Source organism: Streptomyces nigra (assembly GCF_003074055.1).
In the GTDB taxonomy this organism is placed as follows: Bacteria; Actinomycetota; Actinomycetes; order Streptomycetales; family Streptomycetaceae; genus Streptomyces; species Streptomyces nigra.
Window position 1 is genome coordinate 5779967 of sequence record NZ_CP029043.1, and the last position, 18418, is coordinate 5798384.

The following is an 18418-nucleotide window of genomic DNA, read 5'->3' on the forward strand; positions in this document are numbered from 1 at the left end:
GAGACAACCGGTTCCGACACAGAAGGACTGCTTGATCCGATGCGCACCCACTACGTGGGGGACACCCCCCTTGACGACGCCCGGCTCACCGAGGACCTGGAAGTGAGCGATTCCCTGACGTGGTCGGAGGCGTACAGCGACTACGTCTTCGGCGGTGCCTGGAAGAGCTGCATGCTCTGGGCCCGGGGTGGAGACCCCGGTGACGGTGTGGTCACTCACTACGACCATGAACGGCCCGCCGCCTTCACCCCGTTCGCCGACCGCCTGCCCTACCTCCGGAAACTGATCGAGGATGTCGCCGACCTGGACCGGCTCAACTTCGTGCGCCTGGCCAAGGTGCAGAACAGCGTGATCATCCCGCACCGTGACCTGCTCGAACTGTCCGACCTCGCCGACGAGACCCGCAACGCCCACCGTATGCACATCCCTCTCGTCACCAACGAGGACTGCTTCTTCAACGAGGGGGACACCGTCTACCGCATGCGCCGGGGCGAGGTGTGGTTCCTCGACGCCTCGGAGATCCACTCGGTGGCGGTGCTCTCCTCCCAGGAGCGCGTGCACCTGATGTTCGACTTCGTGGATGTGCCGTCCTCCAAGCCGCTGACCACGGTCCGGGGCGCGGGACCCGATGCCGGGATCCCCGACGACCGTACGGTGAAGCGCCCGCCGCTCACCGACGCCGAGCACGCCGGCCTGATGCGCCTCGCCGACATCCTCACGCCGGAGACGGTCAACGAGGTCTTCAGCATCGTCATCAAACGGCACTTCCGTTCCGACGGCGGCGAGAACTTCGTGTGGCGGACGATGACCGACATCGCGCGCGCCGCCGCCGACCCGGCCGTCCTCGCGCACGTCGAGGAGTTGAGGCGCCACTACACCCTGGAACGCGCGGCCTGACCGTCCGCGATCCCGCCCCGCGCCGCATGTGTCCGGCGGACCCTGCACCGTCTGACGCACCTCGGCGAGGCGGTCCTGGGCCGGCGGGACCGACCGCTGTCCTGGCCCGCCCACGGGGAATGCCGCCACCCGGCCCCGGCAGGGCCGGGTGGCGCTCCAGGGGTCAGAGCTCGGACACGAAGTACTGCTCCACCGTCATCCGCGCGTTCGCCGAGGCGCCCGTGCGGGTGCCGGTGGACTCGCGGGCCAGGGTGTAGAACGCGTCGACGTAGTCCGGGTCGTCGGTCCACCAGGACGTGGGCATCGCGTCGATGATCGCGTCGACCAGCGGGATGTACGCCCCTTGGTCGGTGATCGTCAGCAGGACCGCGGCGAGTGCCTTGGCCAGCGACGAGTAGTTGGTGTCCCCGTCGTCCTCCATCAACACGACATCGGCCAGGTTGTACTTGTAGTTCGACCAGTTGACCAGGATCTGGCCCGGGGAGTAGGTCGTGCCCTCGTCGTCGATGTACGGCATCGTGACCGTGTCGACGCGGACCTTCCCGTCCGTGCCGAAGCCGGTGACCAGGCCGAACATCTCGGCGTCGCCCTTGAACCACGGCTCCTTGACGTCCGCCACGCTGATCGACTTGATCCGGGTCGTCCAGAAGCCGGAGGCGGACGCTGACGTGTTGATGGCCGGGCTGGACAGGCCCCGGGCGGCCAGCTCCTTGCCGATGACCTTCAGGCCGGCCTCCAGCGCCGTCTGCCCGTCGACGCCGACGACGTAGACGGGCCGGTCCGGTGCCTTGGCCGCGTCCAGCTCGTGCGCCCTGCCCGCGCTGTCGTAGGCCACGACGACCTCGGCGTCCTCGGACGGCGCCGACGCGACCAGCGGGGCGGTCCGGGCGAGGTCGGCCGCGCTCGCCGGCCGGCCGGCGAGGCTCACCCGCAGCAGGTGCGGCGCCTCCTTGCCGAGCCCCTTCACGCGGGCGACATCCGTCTCGGCGCCGGCGAGGGTGCCGCGGAAGCCCCTCACGGACGACGTCCGGGACGTCGCCGTCAGGGCCAGCAGGTCCACGTCCTCGCCGGCCAGCGTCGCCGCCGCGACCTGTTTGCGCCAGGCGGGCTCGGCGAGCGTACGGGCGAACGCGCGCGCCGTCGTGTCCTCGATCCCGGCGACGGGTGAACTCTTGGCGGGGGCCGGTGTGGTGGGGGCGTCGGCCGCCCCCGCGGTTCCCTGAAGGGTGGTCAGGGCCAGGCCGCTCAGCGCGAGCGCGGTCAGTGCCGCGCGGAGCCGTCTCTCAGCGAACAACTCGTCCTCCATGCATGGGCGTTGCCCGAGTGGGGGCATGCCGGAAGTACCGCCGTGCGGCGCACGACGGCCGTGCTCGTGCGAGTGCGGCTCCAGTGTGGAGGGTGTTCGTCTACGCGGATAGACGGCGGGGTGGTGATTCATGGCCAAAGGTGGCCGACTGCCGGAAAAATTCAGAAGCGCTTTGGGGAGAGGGGGGGTGGGGTTCACCAACCCGCGCGGCGGATGCGGAGAGGTCCCCGCACCTCGCTCTCCTTCACCGGGCGGCCGCCCTGGGTCACCTCGACCTTGCCCGCCGCCACCAGACGCCAGGCCGCCCGCCGGGCCGGTTCCATCAACGCGCGCCAGCCCTCGCCGTCCCCGTCGTGGACCTCGCGCGCCGCGTCGGACGGGCAGATCGAGGACGTGGCCGCGCGGCGCTCCAGCAGGCCGATGATGGCCCGCTCCAGGCGCCGGTCGAGCTGCCGGTCCGTCTCCGTCACGCCTCCCAGTGTGGCACCGCCCCGTCCGCCACAGACGTCTTGCACCACGGAAGCCGCACGGACGAGGCGCACAAGGACAGCGGCGCACCGGCGACGAGGACACCCGCGCAGGCGAGCGCGACGACGCCGAGGCGCCCGGCCGGACGGGCCGGGGGACCGGACGTGGGGGACGGCGTCGTGTCCGAGGGGGCGGTGGAACGGGACGTGGTCAACGCTCTCTCCGGGTACGGTCGCCGCGGACCGGCGTACGACGTGAGGCGCCGCCCGGCGTCGAGGAACGGACGGGAGCGGGGCGGCGCGAAGGGCCGCTCCACTGTCGGGAGCCCCGCGACCGCGAGCCGGCCACCGCCCTCCCGGCGGCGGCATCCGGCAGAAGCACCGGCCCCCGCGCGCGGAATCCCCCACCCCCTCCGACCCGGCCCGGACCGGGTGCCTTGACCTTGACACGGTGACAAGGTGTCCCCTGGGTGCAGGAGGTGGTCCCGATCGACCCGACAGAAACGACCCCGCACAACGCCCGCCTGACCGGTGCCCTGAGCGCCGAGGAGCCCTCGATCCGGCTCAAGGCGGCCCTGGCGGCCGGCACGTCCGCCGACCCCGGACTGCTGGACACCCTCGTGGAACGCTGCGCGGTCGAACCGGACTTCTTCGTACGGGACATGCTGTCCTGGGCCCTGACCCGGCTCCCGTCCGAGCCGACCCTGGCCCGCGTACGGCGGGAGCTGGGCGCCCCCCGCGCCCAGGCCCGGAGTCAGGCCCTGCACACCCTCTCCAAGATCGGCGACAGGAGCGTGTGGGCCTCGATCCCGCGTTCCCTGCTGCACGACGCCGACGACGAGGTGGCCCGGACCGCCTGGCGGGTCATGGTCGCCCTCGCGCCCGAGGACGAGGCCACCCGGGCCGACCTGGCCGGGGAACTCGTCCGGCAGCTCGGCCGCGGCGACCGTGCCGTACGGCTCAGTCTGAGCAGGGCGCTCGTCGACCTCGGCGAGGCGACCCGGACCGCCCTGGAGCGGGCCGCCGCCGACCCCGACCCCGCGGTGGCCACGCACGCCGCCGCCACCGAGGTGCTCAGGGAGCGTCCGGAGGCCGGCTTCGACGCGGCGGTGGACGAGGCCCGACGGATCGTCGCCCTGAGCCGTGCCCCCGAAGTCCCGCCCGCCGCCCAGGGGGCCGGACCGTGCTGATCGGTGAGGTGGCCCGGCGCTCCGGGGTGAGTGCCCGGATGCTCCGCCACTACGACGCCCTCGGTCTGGTGCGGCCGACGGGCCGGACCGTCGGCGGCTACCGCGAGTACTCCGCCGAGGACGTCCGACGGATCTTCCATGTGGAGAGCCTGCGCTCCCTCGGTCTCTCCCTGCACCAGATCGGGCAGGCCCTGGAGGATCCGGCCTTCACCCCGGCCGCCCTGGTCGGCGACCTCATCCGATGGACGCGGGAGCGGCTGGAACGCGAACGGGAACTGCTCGAACGGCTCCGCGCGATCGACGCGTCGGCGCCGACCGACTGGCAGGACGTCCTGCGCGTCGTGGCGCTCATGCAGGGCCTCGACTCGCCCAGTGCCGCGCGCCGCCAGCAGACCGTGCTGACCCGGCGGGACGACGAACCGGTCCCGGCCGACCTGCTGGCCAAGGCCGTCCTGACCGAGTCCGACCCGGTCGTGTCCGGCGCCCTGCGCTGGGGGCTCGCCCGGGCCGACGACGCGGCGGCGACGGCCGGGGTGACGGCCCTGGCCGCCGGCATGCGCTACGAGGACGCCGCAGTCCGGCGCCGTGCGACGCTCGCTCTCGCCGAACTGGCCGAGGTCCCCGCCGCGACCGCCGCGCTGCAGGACGCGCTCACGGACCCGGACCCGACCGTCCGCGGGCCCGCCGCTCTCGCGCTGGGCCGGCGGGGCGTGACCGCGGCCGTGCCGGTGCTCGTCGCCCTGGTGGCCGAGGGCGTCAACGACGTCGACGCCGCGGAGGCACTCGGCACGCTGTCCGGGGACCCGGCGACCGCAGACCGCGTCCTGACCGCGCTGACCGGCGAACTCGACGCCCCCGGCGCCGACTCGGCGACCCGGATCCGGCTCACACAGGCACTGGTCGAACTGCCGGGGACCACCGGACGCGAGGTGCTGCGCCGGCTGGCCCACGACGACGACCACGCGGTCGCCCGCGTCGCCGCGGCCTTCACCAAGCTGCTCGACGAACGTCTCTGAGGCGCCCCTCTACTCCGGCAGCTCCGTGCCCGCCTGCTCGGCGACCATGTACCGGGCGTACCAGTCCGGCCAGTCGGGGTCCTCCGCGCCGGTGCGCGCCTCGTGCTCGCTGTGCGCGGCGGCGGCCCGGCGCAGGGCGCTCGCCAGGTCCCCGGCCGAGGAGTACGTCGTGGTCGCGGGGTCGAGGCGGCCCGGGAGCCGGGTGGTGATCTCCTGGAGCACGTACCCGTTCCCGTCCGGGTCGCTGAACGACAGGAAGGAGCCGTAGCTGGTCCGCTTCGGGTCGGGGCCCGGCACCCGCGCGTCGGTGCCGCCGTGGTGGAAGACACCGCCCGCGTCGTGGAAGACCTCGCTCGGGTCGGCGCCGTTCCGCTTCAGCTCGGAGTGGGCCGCCTCGATGTCGTCGACCACGAGGTGCAGGCCGCGTGCCGTGCCGGGTGCCTGTTCGGTCACGGACGTGCCGAAGATGACCGACGCCGGTGAGCCCGGAGGGGTCACCTGCACCACCCGGAACGAGTCGTCCGTGGCGACGTCCGCGTCGAGCCTCCAGCCCAGTCCCGTGTAGAAGTCCTTCGCCCGGTCGACGTCGGACACCGGCACCACGACGATCTCCAGTTTCATGTCCATGGTTGTGAGGCTCCCGTCTCGGAGTGGGGGCGGCGGGGAGACAGGCGTCCGGCCGTACGCCGGGCGCTCAGCGCGCGACGAGTTGCTGGCCGCCGTCGATGTCGTAGGTGGCGCCGGTGAGGGCGCCGTTGGCCATGATGTGCAGCGCGAGGGCGGCGACGTCCGCCGGGCCGACGACCCGGCCGATCGGCAGGGTCCGGCGCAACTCCTCGCGGCGTTCCTCCAGTCGGTCGCCCAGGAGGGAGGCGGACAGGGGCGTGTCCACGAAGCCCGCGGCGAGGAGGTTCACCCGCACCGGGGCGAGTTCCACGGCGAGGTTCGCGGCCAGCGCGGGCAGGGCCGCGGTGAGCGCGCCGATCACCGCCATGCCGGGTGCGGGGCGCCGGGCCCCGGTACCGCCGATGAACAGCAGCGAGCCGCCGGGCCTGACCTTGTCCCGGCAGGCCCGCCCGGCCGCGAGCAGCATCGCCAGCCGCCCGCCGAAGTCCCGTCCACCGGCGCTCAGATCGAGCTCGGCGAGCGGTGTGTACGACGGACTGCCCGCCGTCACCAGGACGTGGTCGACCTGTCCGGGCAGGCCCCGCAGGAACCCCTCCAGACGGTCGGCGTCCATGGCGTCGAACGCGGCCGTGCTCAGCGCGTCCAGTTCCTCGGCCGCGCGCTCCAGACGCCCGGGATCGCGGGCCGTCAGGATCACGTCACCGCCGGCCGCCCGGACCTGACGGGCGGTCTCCAGACCGATGCCCGAACTGCCGCCCACGACCACGACCCTCTGCCCGGCGGGCCCTCCCGATGCCGGGGGAACCACGTCCGTCTCGTCGCTCGCTCGCACAGCCCACCGCCGTCCACACGTCCGACACGTACGAGCCTGCGGCAGGGGGCGTAGCCGGGTCAGTCATGTGCTTGCCGGACTTTCCCGCCCGTTCCCGGGCGCTCCACCACGGACTGCCCGGCTCGAGACATCAGTCTGTCACCCGTCCGGCCGGGTCGCACCCGGACCGGACAACGGCCCGGACAACCCGGGTACCCGGTCCGTGAGGCCCGGTCGTTTCGGTCGCCGGCCGTGTCGGTGTTGGGCCGAACGGGTGACTTGGCGTAAGAATTGGCTGGTGCAGGCATTGAGGGCGATTCAGGTCGGGGTGAGCCGGTGAACAGCTACGACGTCACCGATGAACAGTGGGAGGGGCTCGCCCAGGTCGTGCCGCTGCGGGGGCGCGACGCCTGGCCGTCGGCGGTGGACCACCGTGCGATGCCGGAGGCGGAGACCGAACCGCGCCGGCGCTTCGTCGTCCTGCGGGTCAACGTCTTCGGGGACGCCCGCGAGGTCGCGGAGACGCTGATGGCGGGCATCCCGGTGCTGCTGGATCTCACCGGCGCCGAGAACGAGGTCGCCAAGAGGGTGCTCGACTTCAGCACCGGTGTGGTCTTCGGGTTGGGCAGCGGTATGCACCGCGTCGACCGGAACGTGTTCCTGCTGACCCCGCCGGGCACCGAGGTGAGCGGACTGATGCAGACGGCGGGCGTCCCCGGCGCGTGAGAGCGGGCGGTGGCGTGACCGTCACCTCTTCCGCGCGCCCGGGCGCCGGGGAGCGCACTCCGCCGCCGTACCCCGTTCGTAGGAAGCCCGTGAGGGTGGAACGGTTCGCCTGAGGACACCGGCCCTACCGTCCCCGACATGGGCCTTTCCTCTGTCTCCGGTGCCGTGTCCGTACCGCCCCAGGGCCGGCGCGCGGGGGTCCCGGCCTCCGTACGCCCCTCCGGACCGGTGGCGAGGGAGGTCCCCGCAAGCCCGTCCGGTCCGGTGCCGGCTCCGGCCGCCGGGGAGCGCCCCGCCGATGGTCCACCGGACGCGCCCCGCCCCCAGGTCGTCGAGCTGCGGCTGTCCGCGTTCGCCGGGCACCGCAGGGCCGTCTTCCCGCTCGGCCCGTGCACCTTCCTCGTGGGCCCCAGCGGCTCCGGGAAGACGACCGCGCTGCGGGCGTACGAGGCACTGGCCCGGCTCGCCGGGGGCCGCACCGTCGACGAGGCGTTCCCCGACCCCGCGGCCTGCGTTCCGGAACGGGCCCGCCCGGACGCCCAGCGGCGGCGCGGCTTCCGTATCGGCTGCACCGCCGACGGCCCCGAGGGCCCGGTGCGGCTCGACGTGGCGGTGCAGGCGGAACCCGAACTGCGGATCGTCGGGGAGAGGTTGCGCGCGGACGGCGTCGTGCTGCTGGAGACGGCCCTGCGCGACCCCGGCCGGCGCCATGTGCAGGCCGCCTGGCACACGGCCGGTCAGACGCCGGTGACCCGGGCGCCGCTCCCCGACGACCGGCTCGGCACCGCGCTGCTGCCGCTGCGGGTGTCCGGGCGGACGGACGGCCAGCGGCGGGTCCTCGCCGCCGCCGAGCAGATGGTGGTGGCCCTGCGGTCGGTGTTCGCCTGCGACCCCCGGCCCGGGCGGATGCGGGCCCCGGTCCCGGTCGGCTCCGGCCGGCTGCTCGGGAGCTGCGACAACCTCGCCGACGTGCTGTGGCGCACCCGCTCCGAGTGCACACGGCGGCACGCCCAGTTCGTCGCCGCCACCCGTGCCGGATGCGCCGGACCGGTGACGGACGTCGTCGCCGAACTTCTGGCGGACGGCACGGTCCGCGGCTTCCTCGACCGCGGCGACGGCGTCCGCACCGCGCTCGGTCGGCTCGGCCACGGGGAACTGCGCTATCTCGCCCTGTCCCTGGTGCTGCTGACCGGGCCCGGCGTCCTGGAGGTCGACCCGGTGCGCGAGGTGCCCGCCGCCCTGCAGACCCTGAGCGTCCTCGCGGACGGCCTCGACCGGGGCCTGGACCCCGTGCAGCGCGCGGAGTTGGTCGGTCTGGCGGCCCGCATGGGCGAGCGGGGCCACATCCGGCTCGTCGGGTCGGTCAGCGACCCCTCGGGGCCGGCGGAGACGCCCGGTGTGACGGTGGTACACCTGGAGCCGTGACCGAACCCCTCGATGTGGCCCGCCTCCAGCGCAGACTGGCCGAGTTCGCCGCCGCGCGCGCCTGGCAGCCGTACCACACGCCGAAGAACCTCGCCTCCGCGCTCAGCGTGGAGGCCTCCGAACTGCTGGAGATCTTCCAGTGGTTGACCCCGGAGGAGTCCGCCCGGGTCATGGACGACGACGGTACGGCCGCCCGGGTGCGGGACGAGGTCGCGGACGTCCTGGCGTATCTGCTCCAGTTCTGCGAGGTGCTCGGGATCGACCCGCTCGCTGCGCTGGACGCGAAGATCGACCGCAACGAGCGGAGGTTCCCCGCGCCCCAGTGAGCTCCCTGGCGCCCAGTGAGGGATTAGTTCCACTTTCACTCTCCGTGGCGATTCGACGGCCCGTATCCGAAAAGTTGTCCGCAGATTTCCGCCTTCCTCTGGCTTTTCGTCTCAACGCCCTTCACTCTGGGTAGTGGACAAGGGAGTTCGGAGTTCAGGTGGACGTGTGGGCAGCGCGTCCAGACGGACGGGGACTGCGGATGGACGCGGTGCGGCTGATCATGAACAGCAGGCGAGCGCTGGCGGGAAGCGGCGGCGCGCCGGACATCATGACCGAGGTGTGGCAGGCGCAGGCGCTCGCCCAGGCGATCGGCAGCCGCCTCGCCGTCTACGGACCACCCGAACTGCGCGGGGAGGCCATCGGGTTGACCGAGCTCGCGGGTCGCGGGTGCGGGGTCCTGGAGGCCCCGGAGCTCGCGGAGGGCGCCTTACGCGCCGCCCAGCTCACCGAGCTGGGCGACGCGCGGCAGGCCCTGATGAACCTGGGGAGCCTGCTCGGCGAGGCCGGCATCGCACTGGTCGGCGTGGCCAGTTCGGCCGACGACGAGACGACGTACTGGCGCTGCATGGAGGCGATCGACGCCGCGGACGAGTCCCGCGACCGGGTTCTGGAGATGCTCCGCAGACTCGCGGACCGCGACGAGGTGCTCGCGGAACGGGAGGCGGGCTGACACCCCCGTGCCCGGGAGGCTCTGTCAGGCGGTTCCGCCCTCCGCCGCCGGCGGCGCACCCCGTACGCCCCCGGTCGACTGGAGGTCGGCGTCCAGGGCCGACAGATCGGCGTTCAGGGCCGCCATCAGTTCCTCCATCTGCTCCAGCAGGCCCTTCGGCCGGCCGGTCCCCCCGCCACCCACCGGTGGGTCGAACTCCTCGGACATGACGGCCTCCTCCGGCCCGCGGCCCCCCCCAACGGCAGTGGGCCGACCTGGTGACACCCCGGCGGTGACAGGCCGGTGCGGAAGCCGGGCGATCCGGCTCCGACCGGGCAAACGATCACCGTCGGCGCCGGTCACCGGCCGGGCGGCGGCCGTCAAGGGCGGCGGCCGAATTCACCCGCCCGTGGCCGGCCACGGCACCCCGGACCCCCGACAGCCGGACTGCCGGGCGGCCGATGCGCGTCCGGGCGTGCAGGATGGAGGCATGGATCTTCGCATCTTCACCGAGCCCCAGCAGGGGGCCACCTACGAGACGCTGCTGACCGTGGCGAAGGCCACCGAGGACCTCGGCTTCGACGCCTTCTTCCGCTCCGACCACTATCTGAAGATGGGCGACGTGGACGGGCTGCCCGGCCCCACCGACGCCTGGATCACCCTGGCCGGTCTCGCCCGTGAGACCCGGCGCATCCGCCTCGGCACCCTGATGACCGCCGCCACCTTCCGGCTGCCCGGCGTGCTCGCCATCCAGGTCGCCCAGGTCGACCAGATGTCCGGCGGCCGCGTCGAACTCGGCCTGGGCGCGGGCTGGTTCGAGGACGAGCACAAGGCGTACGGCATCCCGTTCCCGAAGGAGAAGTTCGGACGCCTGGAGGAGCAGCTCGCCATCGTCACGGGGCTGTGGGAGACCAAGGTCGGCGAGACCTTCGACTTCCAGGGGAAGTACTACACGCTCAGCGACTCGCCCGCCCTGCCCAAGCCGGCCCAGGACCGCATCCCGGTGCTCATCGGAGGCCACGGCGCCACCCGTACGCCGCGTCTGGCCGGTAAGTTCGCTGATGAGTTCAATATGCCTTTTGCCGGGATTGATGATTCCGCGAGGCAGTTCGGCCGGGTCCGGGACGCCGTCCGGGAGGCCGGCTGCCGCCCCGAGGACCTCGTCTACTCCAACGCCCTCGTCGTCTGCGTCGGCAAGGACGACCAGGAGGTCGCCCGCCGCGCCGCCGCCATCGGCCGCGAGGTCGACGAGCTGAAGGAGAACGGGCTGGCCGGTTCCCCCGCCGAGGTCGTCGAGAAGATCGGCCGCTACCAGGAGGCCGGCTCGCAGCGGATCTACCTCCAGATGCTCGACCTGCACGACCTGGACCACCTGGAGCTGATCTCCGCCGAGGTCCAGTCGCAGCTGTCGTAGGTCACGCAGCAGCTGTCACAGATCACGCGCGCACGCCCCGGGGACCCGTCCCCGGGGCGTCGTCGTGCGCCCGAAATTCCCGGGTGCCGCCGGCGGGCGCTCGATACGGTGTGCGGAACCGCAGTTCAGACCACTACGTCAAGGTCATCCACCGTGTTCCTGACCCTCACCACCACCGGCACCCCGGAGCGCCCGGCCACCGATCTCGGCTATCTGCTGCACAAGCATCCCGGGAAGTCGCAGGCGTTCTCCACCTCCTTCGGCACGGCCCACGTCCTCTACCCCGAGGCGGACGCCGAGCGCTGCACCGCGGCGCTGCTGCTGGAGGTCGACGCGGTGGCGCTGGTCCGGCGCGGCAAGGGCAAGGGGCGGGGCGGCGCCCCCGACGCGGCGCTCGCCCAGTACGTCAACGACCGCCCGTACGCGGCCTCCTCGCTGCTCGCCGTGGCGCTGAGCTCGGTGTTCTCCAGTGCGATGCGCGGGGTGTGCCACGCCCGCCCGGAGCTGCCCGACCGGCCGCTGCCGCTGCGCGTCGAGGTGCCGTCGCTGCCCGCCCGGGGCGGCGCCGCGCTCGTCGGGCGGCTGTTCGAGCCGCTCGGCTGGGACGTCACCGCCGAGCCCGTACCGCTCGACGAGCGGTTCCCCGAGTGGGGCGACTCGCGCTACGTCCGGCTCGTCCTGGAGGCGGACACGCTGACCCTCGCCCAGGCCCTGCGGCACCTGTACGTGCTGCTCCCGGTCCTCGACGACGCCAAGCACTACTGGGTCGCCCCCGACGAGGTCGACAAGCTGCTGCGCGCCGGTGAGGGCTGGCTGCCGGACCACCCCGAGCAGAAGCTGATCACCAGCCGTTATCTGTCCCGCCGCTGGTCGCTGACCCGGGAGGCGCTGGAGCGGCTGGAACTGGTGCGGCTCGCCGAGAGCGACGACAGCGAGGTCGAGGACATCGACAACGCGGTCGCCGACGAGACCGAGACCGAGGAGAAGCCGGCCCCGCTCGCCGTGCAGCGCCGCGACGCCATCCTGACCGCGCTGCGGGCGTCCGGTGCCGCGCGCGTGCTCGACCTGGGGTGCGGGCAGGGCCAGCTGGTGCAGGCGCTGCTCAAGGACCCGGCGTTCACCGAGATCGTCGGCCTCGACGTGTCCGTGCGGGCGCTCACCATCGCCGGTCGGCGGCTGAAGCTGGACCGGATGGGGGAGCGGCAGGCCGCGCGCGTGAAGCTGCTGCAGGGCTCGCTCGCCTACACCGACAGCCGGCTCAAGGGGTACGACGCCGCCGTGCTCAGCGAGGTCGTCGAGCATGTCGACCCGCCCCGGCTGCCCGCCCTGGAGTACGCGGTGTTCGGGTCGGCCCGCCCCCGCACCGTCCTCGTGACCACCCCGAACGTCGAGTACAACGTCCGCTGGGAGAGCCTGCCCGCCGGGCACGTCCGGCACGGCGACCACCGGTTCGAGTGGACGCGCGAGGAGTTCCGCGCCTGGGCCGGAGCCGTCGCCGAACGGCACGGCTACGGCGTTCAGTTCGTGCCCGTGGGACCCGACGACCCCGAGGTGGGGCCGCCGACGCAGATGGCCGTGTTCGCACGTGACGTGACCGGGGAGAAGGAGGCGAAGGCCGCATGACCGAGACCACGCAGGGGCGGGTCCTGCCCGTCACCGACCTCTCCCTCGTCGTCCTCGTCGGCGCCTCCGGCTCCGGCAAGTCGACGTTCGCCCGCAGGCACTTCAAGCCGACCGAGGTGATCTCCTCCGACTTCTGCCGGGGCCTGGTCGCCGACGACGAGAACGACCAGAGCGCCAGCCGGGACGCCTTCGACGTCCTGCACTACATCGCGGGCAAGCGCCTGGCGGCCGGCCGCCGTACTGTCGTCGACGCCACCAGCGTGCAGCAGGACGCCCGGCGGCAGCTCGTCGAGCTGGCCAAGCGGTACGACGTGCTGCCCATAGCCGTCGTGCTCGACGTGCCCGAGGAGGTGTGCGCCGAGCGCAACGCGGCCCGCACGGACCGCGCCGACATGCCGCGCCGCGTCATCCAGCGGCACATCCGCGAACTGCGCCGCTCCCTGCGGCACCTGGAGCGCGAGGGCTTCCGCAAGGTGCACGTCCTGCGCGGCGCCGAGGAGGTCGAGCGCGCCACCGTCGTCACCGAGAAGCGCTTCAACGACCTCACGCACCTCACCGGCCCGTTCGACGTCATCGGCGACGTCCACGGCTGCGCGTCCGAACTGGAGGCGCTGCTGGGCAAGCTGGGCTATGTCGACGGCGTGCACCCGGAGGGCCGTACCGCCGTCTTCGTCGGCGACCTCGTCGACCGCGGCCCGGACAGCCCGGGGGTGCTGCGACGCGTGATGGCCATGGTCAAGTCGGGCGACGCGCTGTGCGTGCCCGGCAACCACGAGAACAAGTACGGACGCCACCTCAAGGGCCGCAAGGTCCAGCACACGCACGGACTCGCGGAGACCATCGAGCAGATGGAGGGCGAGAGCGAGGAGTTCCGCGCCGAGGTGCGGGAGTTCATCGACGGACTCGTCAGCCACTACGTCCTCGACGGCGGCCGGCTGGTCGTCTGCCACGCCGGTCTGCCGGAGAAGTACCACGGCCGTACGTCGGGCCGGGTCCGCTCGCACGCGCTGTACGGCGACACCACCGGCGAGACCGACGAGTTCGGGCTGCCGGTGCGCTACCCGTGGGCGGAGGACTACCGGGGCCGCGCGGCCGTCGTGTACGGCCACACCCCGGTCCCCGAGGCCACCTGGCTGAACAACACCATCTGCCTGGACACCGGTGCCGTCTTCGGCGGCAAGCTGACCGCGCTGCGCTGGCCCGAGCGGGAACTGGTCGACGTGCCCGCCGAGCAGGTCTGGTACGAGCCGGCCCGGCCGCTGCGCACGGAGGCACCCGGCGGCCAGGACGGCCGGCCGCTGGACCTGGCGGACGTGCACGGGCGCCGGGTCGTGGAGACCCGGCACCACGGGCGGGTCGCGATCCGCGAGGAGAACGCGGCGGCGGCCCTGGAGGTCATGAGCCGCTTCGCCGTCGACCCCCGGCTGCTGCCCTACCTGCCGCCGACGATGGCGCCCACGGCGACCTCGGCGGTCGACGGCTACCTCGAGCACCCGGCGGAGGCGTTCGCCCAGTACGCGGCGGACGGCGTCGAGCGGGTCGTGTGCGAGGAGAAGCACATGGGCTCGCGCGCGGTGGCCCTGGTGTGCCGGGACGCGGAGGCGGCACGCCGTCACTTCGGCGTCGACGGCCCGACCGGCTCGCTGTACACCCGTACGGGCCGCCCGTTCTTCGACGACCCGGCGGTGACGGAGACGATCCTGGAGCGGATCCGCACGGCCGCCGGCGAGGCCGGCCTGTGGACCGAGCTGGACACCGACTGGCTGCTGCTCGACGCCGAGCTGATGCCGTGGTCGCTGAAGGCCGCCGGGCTGCTGCGCTCCCAGTACGCGGCGGTCGGCGCCGCGGCCGGCGCGGTGTTCCCCGGTGCCCTCGCGGCACTGGAGAGCGCCGCCGGGCGGGGCGTCGACGTCTCCGGACTGCTGGCGCGCCAGCGGGAGCGGGCCTCGGACGCGGCCGCGTTCACCGAGGCGTACCGCCGCTACTGCTGGACGACGGACGGCCTGGACGGCGTACGGCTCGCGCCGTTCCAGCTCCTCGCCGTCCAGGGCCGCAGCCTCGCCGCGCTCCCGCACGACGAGCAGCTCGCGCTCCTGGACCGGCTCGTGGAGCACGACGGCAGCGGCCTGCTGCGGACCACCCGGCGCCTGTACGTCGACACCGGTGACCCGGAGTCGGTCCGGGCGGGCGTCGACTGGTGGCTGGAGATGACCGGCCGCGGCGGCGAGGGCATGGTCGTCAAGCCGCTCGGCGCGGTCGTGCGCGACGAGCGGGGCCGGCTGGTGCAGCCCGGCATCAAGTGCCGGGGACGCGAGTACCTGCGGATCATCTACGGCCCGGAGTACACGCGCCCGGAGAACCTGGAGCGGCTGCGCAAGCGGTTCCTGAACCACAAGCGCTCCCTCGCCCTGCGCGAGTTCGCGCTCGGCGTGGAGGCCCTCGACCGGCTGGCCGGGGGCGAGCCGCTGTGGCGGGTGCACGAGGCCGTGTTCGGCGTGCTGGCGCTGGAGTCGGAGCCGGTCGACCCGAGGCTGTGAGCCTCAGCCGGCGAGGCGCAGACGGTCCGGGCACACTCCGACCCGGACCGTCTGGCCCCACGTCAGCTCCAGGGCGTCCGACTCCATGCCGTCCCCGAACGCGACCAGCCGCTCGGACTCGACGGTGAGGGCGAGCCGCCCCGCCGCCGCCAGTTCCCCCGCCACCAGGGACGTCCCGGTGGCGGGGGACGGCCAGGCCTCCCGGACGAACCACAGCAGGCGCTCCTCCGTGGGGGAGGGCAGCGCGTGCCGCCCTCCCCGCTCCTGCCACACCGACCGCAGCCAGCCGGTCGCCCCCGTGCCGGTCCCGACGATCACCCCGGACGAGGCCTGGGCCTCGACGACACCCCCGTCGCCCTCCAGGCCCAGGCGGTAGCGGGCCGTCTGGTGTCCGGCGGCGCCCAGATAGATCTCGTTCAGCGCCACCAGGCGCTGGGTGTCGTCGGTGACGGCCTCGACCATGGTCAGCTCGTCGCAGCGGGCCGTGCGGGCCTGCGTGGCCGCCAGCAGGGCCGCCGCGTCGCTCGGGCGGTGCCGCACCAGTACACCGGGGTTGCGGCCCGGGTCGGTGTCGATGCCCAGCACCGGCTGCCCGGCGAGGTACTTGGCGACGTTCGCGACGAGCCCGTCCTGCCCGACGACGACCACCACGTCCTCCGGCGCGAACAGGAAGCGGTCCAGATCGGCGCGCTCCACGCGGGCCTGCCGCCAGGTCAGCGGGATCGCCGCCGCCACCTCGGCCAGCGCCCGGCGGGTGCGGTGGTGCCGGTCCGCGATCTCCTCGATGTCCCGGCCGCGGGAGGAGAGGAAGAAGGCGGCCTGGCCGTGCGTGCCGTGCCGGGCCACCAGCTCCTCGTACTCGGTGGTGCGGTGGACGAGCACCACCCGGGGCGCGAGGCTCACTCCCGCGCTCCCAGCCGGCTGAGCAGCCCGGTCAGCAGATCCGGCGTCACGGTCACGCTGTCGATCCGCGGCAGGTTCTCCGCCAGCCGGGTCCCGGTCAGCGCGTGCAGCGTCGCCACGTCGACGTCGGCGTGCACCCGCAGCCAGGCCGCCTGGGCCTGCGCCCGCGCCTCGCCGACCTCGCGCGCCCCCTCGGCCTCGGCCCGTGCCAGCCGCACGGACCGGGTGGCCTCCGCCTCCGCGAGCCGTACCGTCCGGGCCGCCTCCGCCTCGGCGCGCACGGCGTCCGCGGCGGCGCCCTCCTCGGCCTCGCGGCGTGCGTTGGTGCCGCGCTGGTCGACCAACTGCTCCTCGCGGCGCGCGAGTTCGATCTGGCTGGCCAGCTCGTTCTCGGCGATCGCGCGCTCCCGCTCGACGGCCACCGCCCGCCGCTCGTACGTCGCCCGGTCGGCTTCCTGCTGGATCTGCTCACGGGCCGGGGTGCGCAGCGCCCGCTCCACCTCCGGTTCGGGACGCAGGGCGACCACGCGTACGGCGACGACCTCGATGCCGGTGCCCGGCAGGCGGGGCTCGCCGGCCAGCCCGGCCGCGATCCGCTCCCGTACGGCGGTGACGCCGTCGGCGAGGGCCGCCGCCAGCGGCGTACGGGCCAGGACGTCCAGCGCGTGCTGCTGGGCCGTCTCGGTCAGGAGCGTGCCGAGCTGCTCCAGCGGGGCGCCCCGCCAGACGCCCGTGTCCGGGTCGATGGAGAAGTCCAGGCGGGCCGCGGCCGTCGCCGGGTCGCTGATCCGGTAGGTGACGGTCGCCTGCACGGCCACGTCCTGGAAGTCCGCGGTGCGGGCGTGGAACGTCATCGCCAGCTCCCGGTCGTCGACCGGGACCTCGGAGAGCGCGGCGGTCAGCGCCCGGTACCAGAAGCTCAGGCCCGGGCCGTCGTGCAGCAGCTTTCCGCCGCGGTGGTGGCGGACGTGCGCGGTGGGCGCACCGCGCAGATGGCGCCAGCCGAGGCGCCGGGTGATGTCGGCCATGGAGCCTGCCCCCTCTTTCTCGTCATGAAGACGATAACGAGAGAGGCCCCTTGTCGTCAAGGGGACGAAAAGAAGTCGTCGACAAGGAGGGGGTGAACGGGGCGCCCTTTGGTCAGGATGAAGGCATGGGACTGCATGTCGACTCCGAGGCCGGGCGGCTGCGCCGCGTCATCCTGCACCGGCCCGATCTCGAGCTCAAAAGGCTCACCCCCAGCAACAAGGACGCCCTGCTCTTCGACGACGTGCTGTGGGTGCGCCGGGCGCGCGCCGAGCACGACGGGTTCGCGGACGTGCTGCGCGACCGCGGGGTCGAGGTCCACCTGTTCGGCGACCTGCTCACCGAGGTCCTGGAGATCCCGGAGGCCCGGCGGCTCGTCCTGGACCGGGTCTTCGACGAGAAGGAGTACGGGGTCCTCGCCACCGACCACCTCCGCGCGGCCTTCGAGGGGCTGCCCGCCCCCGAACTGGCGGAGGCGCTGGTCGGCGGTATGACCAAGCGCGAGTTCCTGGACGCGCACGCCGAACCGACCTCCGTGCGCTTCCACGTCATGGAGCTCGACGACTTCCTCCTCGCCCCGCTGCCCAACCACCTGTTCACCCGCGACACCTCCGCCTGGATCTACGACGGCGTCTCCGTCAATGCGATGCGCTGGCCCGCGCGGCAGCGCGAGACCGTCCACTTCGAGGCGATCTACCGGCACCACCCGCTCTTCCGCGACGAGGACTTCCGCGTCTGGTCCGAGGGGCAGGCCGACTACCCGTCCACCATCGAGGGCGGGGACGTCCTGGTCATCGGCAGCGGCGCGGTCCTCATCGGCATGAGCGAGCGCACCACCCCGCAGGCCGTCGAGATGCTCGCGCACAAGCTGTTCGCCGCCGGGTCGGCGCAGACGATCGTCGCCCTCGACATGCCGAAGCGGCGCGCCCTGATGCACCTCGACACCGTGATGACCATGGTCGACGGCGACGTCTTCACCCAGTACGCCGGGCTCGGCATGCTGCGCTCGTACACGATCGAACCGGGCGCCGGCGACAAGGAGCTGAAGGTCACCGACCATCCGCCGGAGCACATGCACCGTGCGATCGCCGCCGCCCTCGGCCTCAGCGAGATCCGGGTGCTGACCGCCACCCAGGACGTCCACTCGGCCGAGCGGGAGCAGTGGGACGACGGCTGCAACGTGCTGGCCGTCGAGCCGGGCGTCGTCGTCGCCTACGAACGGAACGCGACCACCAACACCCATCTGCGCAAGCAGGGCATCGAGGTCATAGAGATCCCGGGCAGCGAACTGGGGCGGGGGAGGGGTGGACCGCGCTGTATGAGCTGCCCGATCGAGCGGGACGCCGTCTAGGCGGGACAGGCAGGATGGGCAGGTGGGTGGGACGGTCGTGACGGCCGCGAGGAACGGGGGCTGTATATAAATTCTGAAGTTCGTATATACTTCCACCGTCTTTGTTTCCCGCATCCCTGGAGC

The 18418-nt window shown here is 73.2% G+C and carries 18 protein-coding genes; 11 read left to right on the forward strand and 7 right to left on the reverse strand.

Translation table 11 applies throughout. The features are described 5' to 3' along the window. The first annotated feature begins 39 nt into the window (after positions 1-39). Complete coding sequence (locus DC008_RS26725) at positions 40-897, forward strand: aspartyl/asparaginyl beta-hydroxylase domain-containing protein (protein WP_108709128.1); 858 nt, start codon at positions 40-42, stop codon at positions 895-897. A gap of 163 nt (positions 898-1060) precedes the next feature. Here the strand turns inward: DC008_RS26725 and DC008_RS26730 are convergent, their stop codons facing one another. Together DC008_RS26730 and DC008_RS26735 are read right to left on the reverse strand one after the other, a co-directional pair. Next, positions 1061-2191, reverse strand: coding sequence for a DUF3103 family protein (locus DC008_RS26730; protein WP_244221422.1), 1131 nt, complete (start codon positions 2189-2191; stop codon positions 1061-1063). 206 nt (positions 2192-2397) lie between these two features. Next, complete coding sequence (locus DC008_RS26735; protein ID WP_108709130.1) at positions 2398-2673, reverse strand: DUF3253 domain-containing protein; 276 nt, start codon at positions 2671-2673, stop codon at positions 2398-2400. 467 nt (positions 2674-3140) lie between these two features. On the opposite strand from DC008_RS26735, the gene DC008_RS26740 reads away from it, so the two are divergent. Further along, the gene (locus DC008_RS26740; RefSeq protein ID WP_108709131.1) at positions 3141-3860 is read left to right on the forward strand and encodes a HEAT repeat domain-containing protein; all 720 of its coding nucleotides are present in this window, start codon (positions 3141-3143) and stop codon (positions 3858-3860) included. Further along, the gene (locus tag DC008_RS26745) at positions 3854-4876 is read left to right on the forward strand and encodes a MerR family transcriptional regulator (RefSeq protein ID WP_108709132.1); all 1023 of its coding nucleotides are present in this window, start codon (positions 3854-3856) and stop codon (positions 4874-4876) included. Before DC008_RS26740 ends, DC008_RS26745 begins: the two co-directional genes overlap by 7 nt. A gap of 9 nt (positions 4877-4885) precedes the next feature. Here the strand turns inward: DC008_RS26745 and DC008_RS26750 are convergent, their stop codons facing one another. Both DC008_RS26750 and DC008_RS26755 read right to left on the reverse strand, forming a co-directional pair. Next, a complete protein-coding gene (locus tag DC008_RS26750) occupies positions 4886-5503 on the reverse strand; it encodes a VOC family protein (RefSeq protein WP_108709133.1) in 618 nt (205 codons plus the stop codon). A gap of 67 nt (positions 5504-5570) precedes the next feature. After that, the gene (locus DC008_RS26755; protein WP_235072190.1) at positions 5571-6263 is read right to left on the reverse strand and encodes an SDR family oxidoreductase; all 693 of its coding nucleotides are present in this window, start codon (positions 6261-6263) and stop codon (positions 5571-5573) included. Between the two features lie 387 nt (positions 6264-6650). On the opposite strand from DC008_RS26755, the gene DC008_RS26760 reads away from it, so the two are divergent. From DC008_RS26760 to DC008_RS26775, 4 genes are all read left to right on the forward strand, one after another. After that, positions 6651-7040 (forward strand): cell division protein SepF, encoded by a 390-nt coding sequence (locus DC008_RS26760; protein ID WP_181890209.1) that lies wholly within the window; start codon positions 6651-6653, stop codon positions 7038-7040. A 138-nt stretch (positions 7041-7178) separates the two neighbouring features. Continuing rightward, positions 7179-8465, forward strand: coding sequence for an AAA family ATPase (locus tag DC008_RS26765; protein WP_244221423.1), 1287 nt, complete (start codon positions 7179-7181; stop codon positions 8463-8465). Then, a complete protein-coding gene (locus DC008_RS26770; protein WP_108709135.1) occupies positions 8462-8791 on the forward strand; it encodes a nucleotide pyrophosphohydrolase in 330 nt (109 codons plus the stop codon). The genes DC008_RS26765 and DC008_RS26770 overlap by 4 nt, the downstream gene beginning before the upstream one ends. Positions 8792-8991: 200 nt before the next feature. Next, positions 8992-9462, forward strand: a complete 471-nt coding sequence (locus DC008_RS26775; protein WP_055622026.1) for a DUF6099 family protein — start codon at positions 8992-8994, stop codon at positions 9460-9462. A 24-nt stretch (positions 9463-9486) separates the two neighbouring features. Here the strand turns inward: DC008_RS26775 and DC008_RS26780 are convergent, their stop codons facing one another. Continuing rightward, positions 9487-9669 carry a hypothetical protein gene (locus DC008_RS26780; protein ID WP_108709136.1) on the reverse strand — a complete coding sequence of 61 codons (183 nt, stop codon included), beginning with the start codon at positions 9667-9669 and terminating at the stop codon, positions 9487-9489. 262 nt (positions 9670-9931) lie between these two features. Between DC008_RS26780 and DC008_RS26785 the strand changes: the two genes are divergently transcribed. The 3 genes from DC008_RS26785 (at position 9932) to DC008_RS26795 (ending at position 15015) form a co-directional block, all read left to right on the forward strand. Continuing rightward, on the forward strand, positions 9932-10855 hold the full coding sequence (locus DC008_RS26785) for an LLM class F420-dependent oxidoreductase (protein ID WP_108709137.1): 924 nt from the start codon (positions 9932-9934) through the stop codon (positions 10853-10855). A gap of 153 nt (positions 10856-11008) precedes the next feature. Next, positions 11009-12478, forward strand: a complete 1470-nt coding sequence (locus tag DC008_RS26790) for a 3' terminal RNA ribose 2'-O-methyltransferase Hen1 (protein WP_108709138.1) — start codon at positions 11009-11011, stop codon at positions 12476-12478. After that, a complete protein-coding gene (locus DC008_RS26795) occupies positions 12475-15015 on the forward strand; it encodes a polynucleotide kinase-phosphatase (RefSeq protein ID WP_108709139.1) in 2541 nt (846 codons plus the stop codon). Before DC008_RS26790 ends, DC008_RS26795 begins: the two co-directional genes overlap by 4 nt. Before the next feature lie 3 nt (positions 15016-15018). Here the strand turns inward: DC008_RS26795 and DC008_RS26800 are convergent, their stop codons facing one another. Both DC008_RS26800 and DC008_RS26805 read right to left on the reverse strand, forming a co-directional pair. Further along, complete coding sequence (locus DC008_RS26800; protein WP_108709140.1) at positions 15019-15918, reverse strand: NAD(+)/NADH kinase; 900 nt, start codon at positions 15916-15918, stop codon at positions 15019-15021. After that, positions 15915-16946 carry an SPFH domain-containing protein gene (locus DC008_RS26805; protein WP_108709141.1) on the reverse strand — a complete coding sequence of 344 codons (1032 nt, stop codon included), beginning with the start codon at positions 16944-16946 and terminating at the stop codon, positions 15915-15917. Before DC008_RS26805 ends, DC008_RS26800 begins: the two co-directional genes overlap by 4 nt. Before the next feature lie 125 nt (positions 16947-17071). Here DC008_RS26805 and DC008_RS26810 point away from each other — a divergent pair, with 125 nt between their 5' ends. Then, entirely contained in the window at positions 17072-18295 is a 1224-nt protein-coding gene (locus DC008_RS26810; protein WP_108709142.1) for an arginine deiminase, read from the forward strand. The last annotated feature ends 123 nt before the right edge of the window (positions 18296-18418 follow it).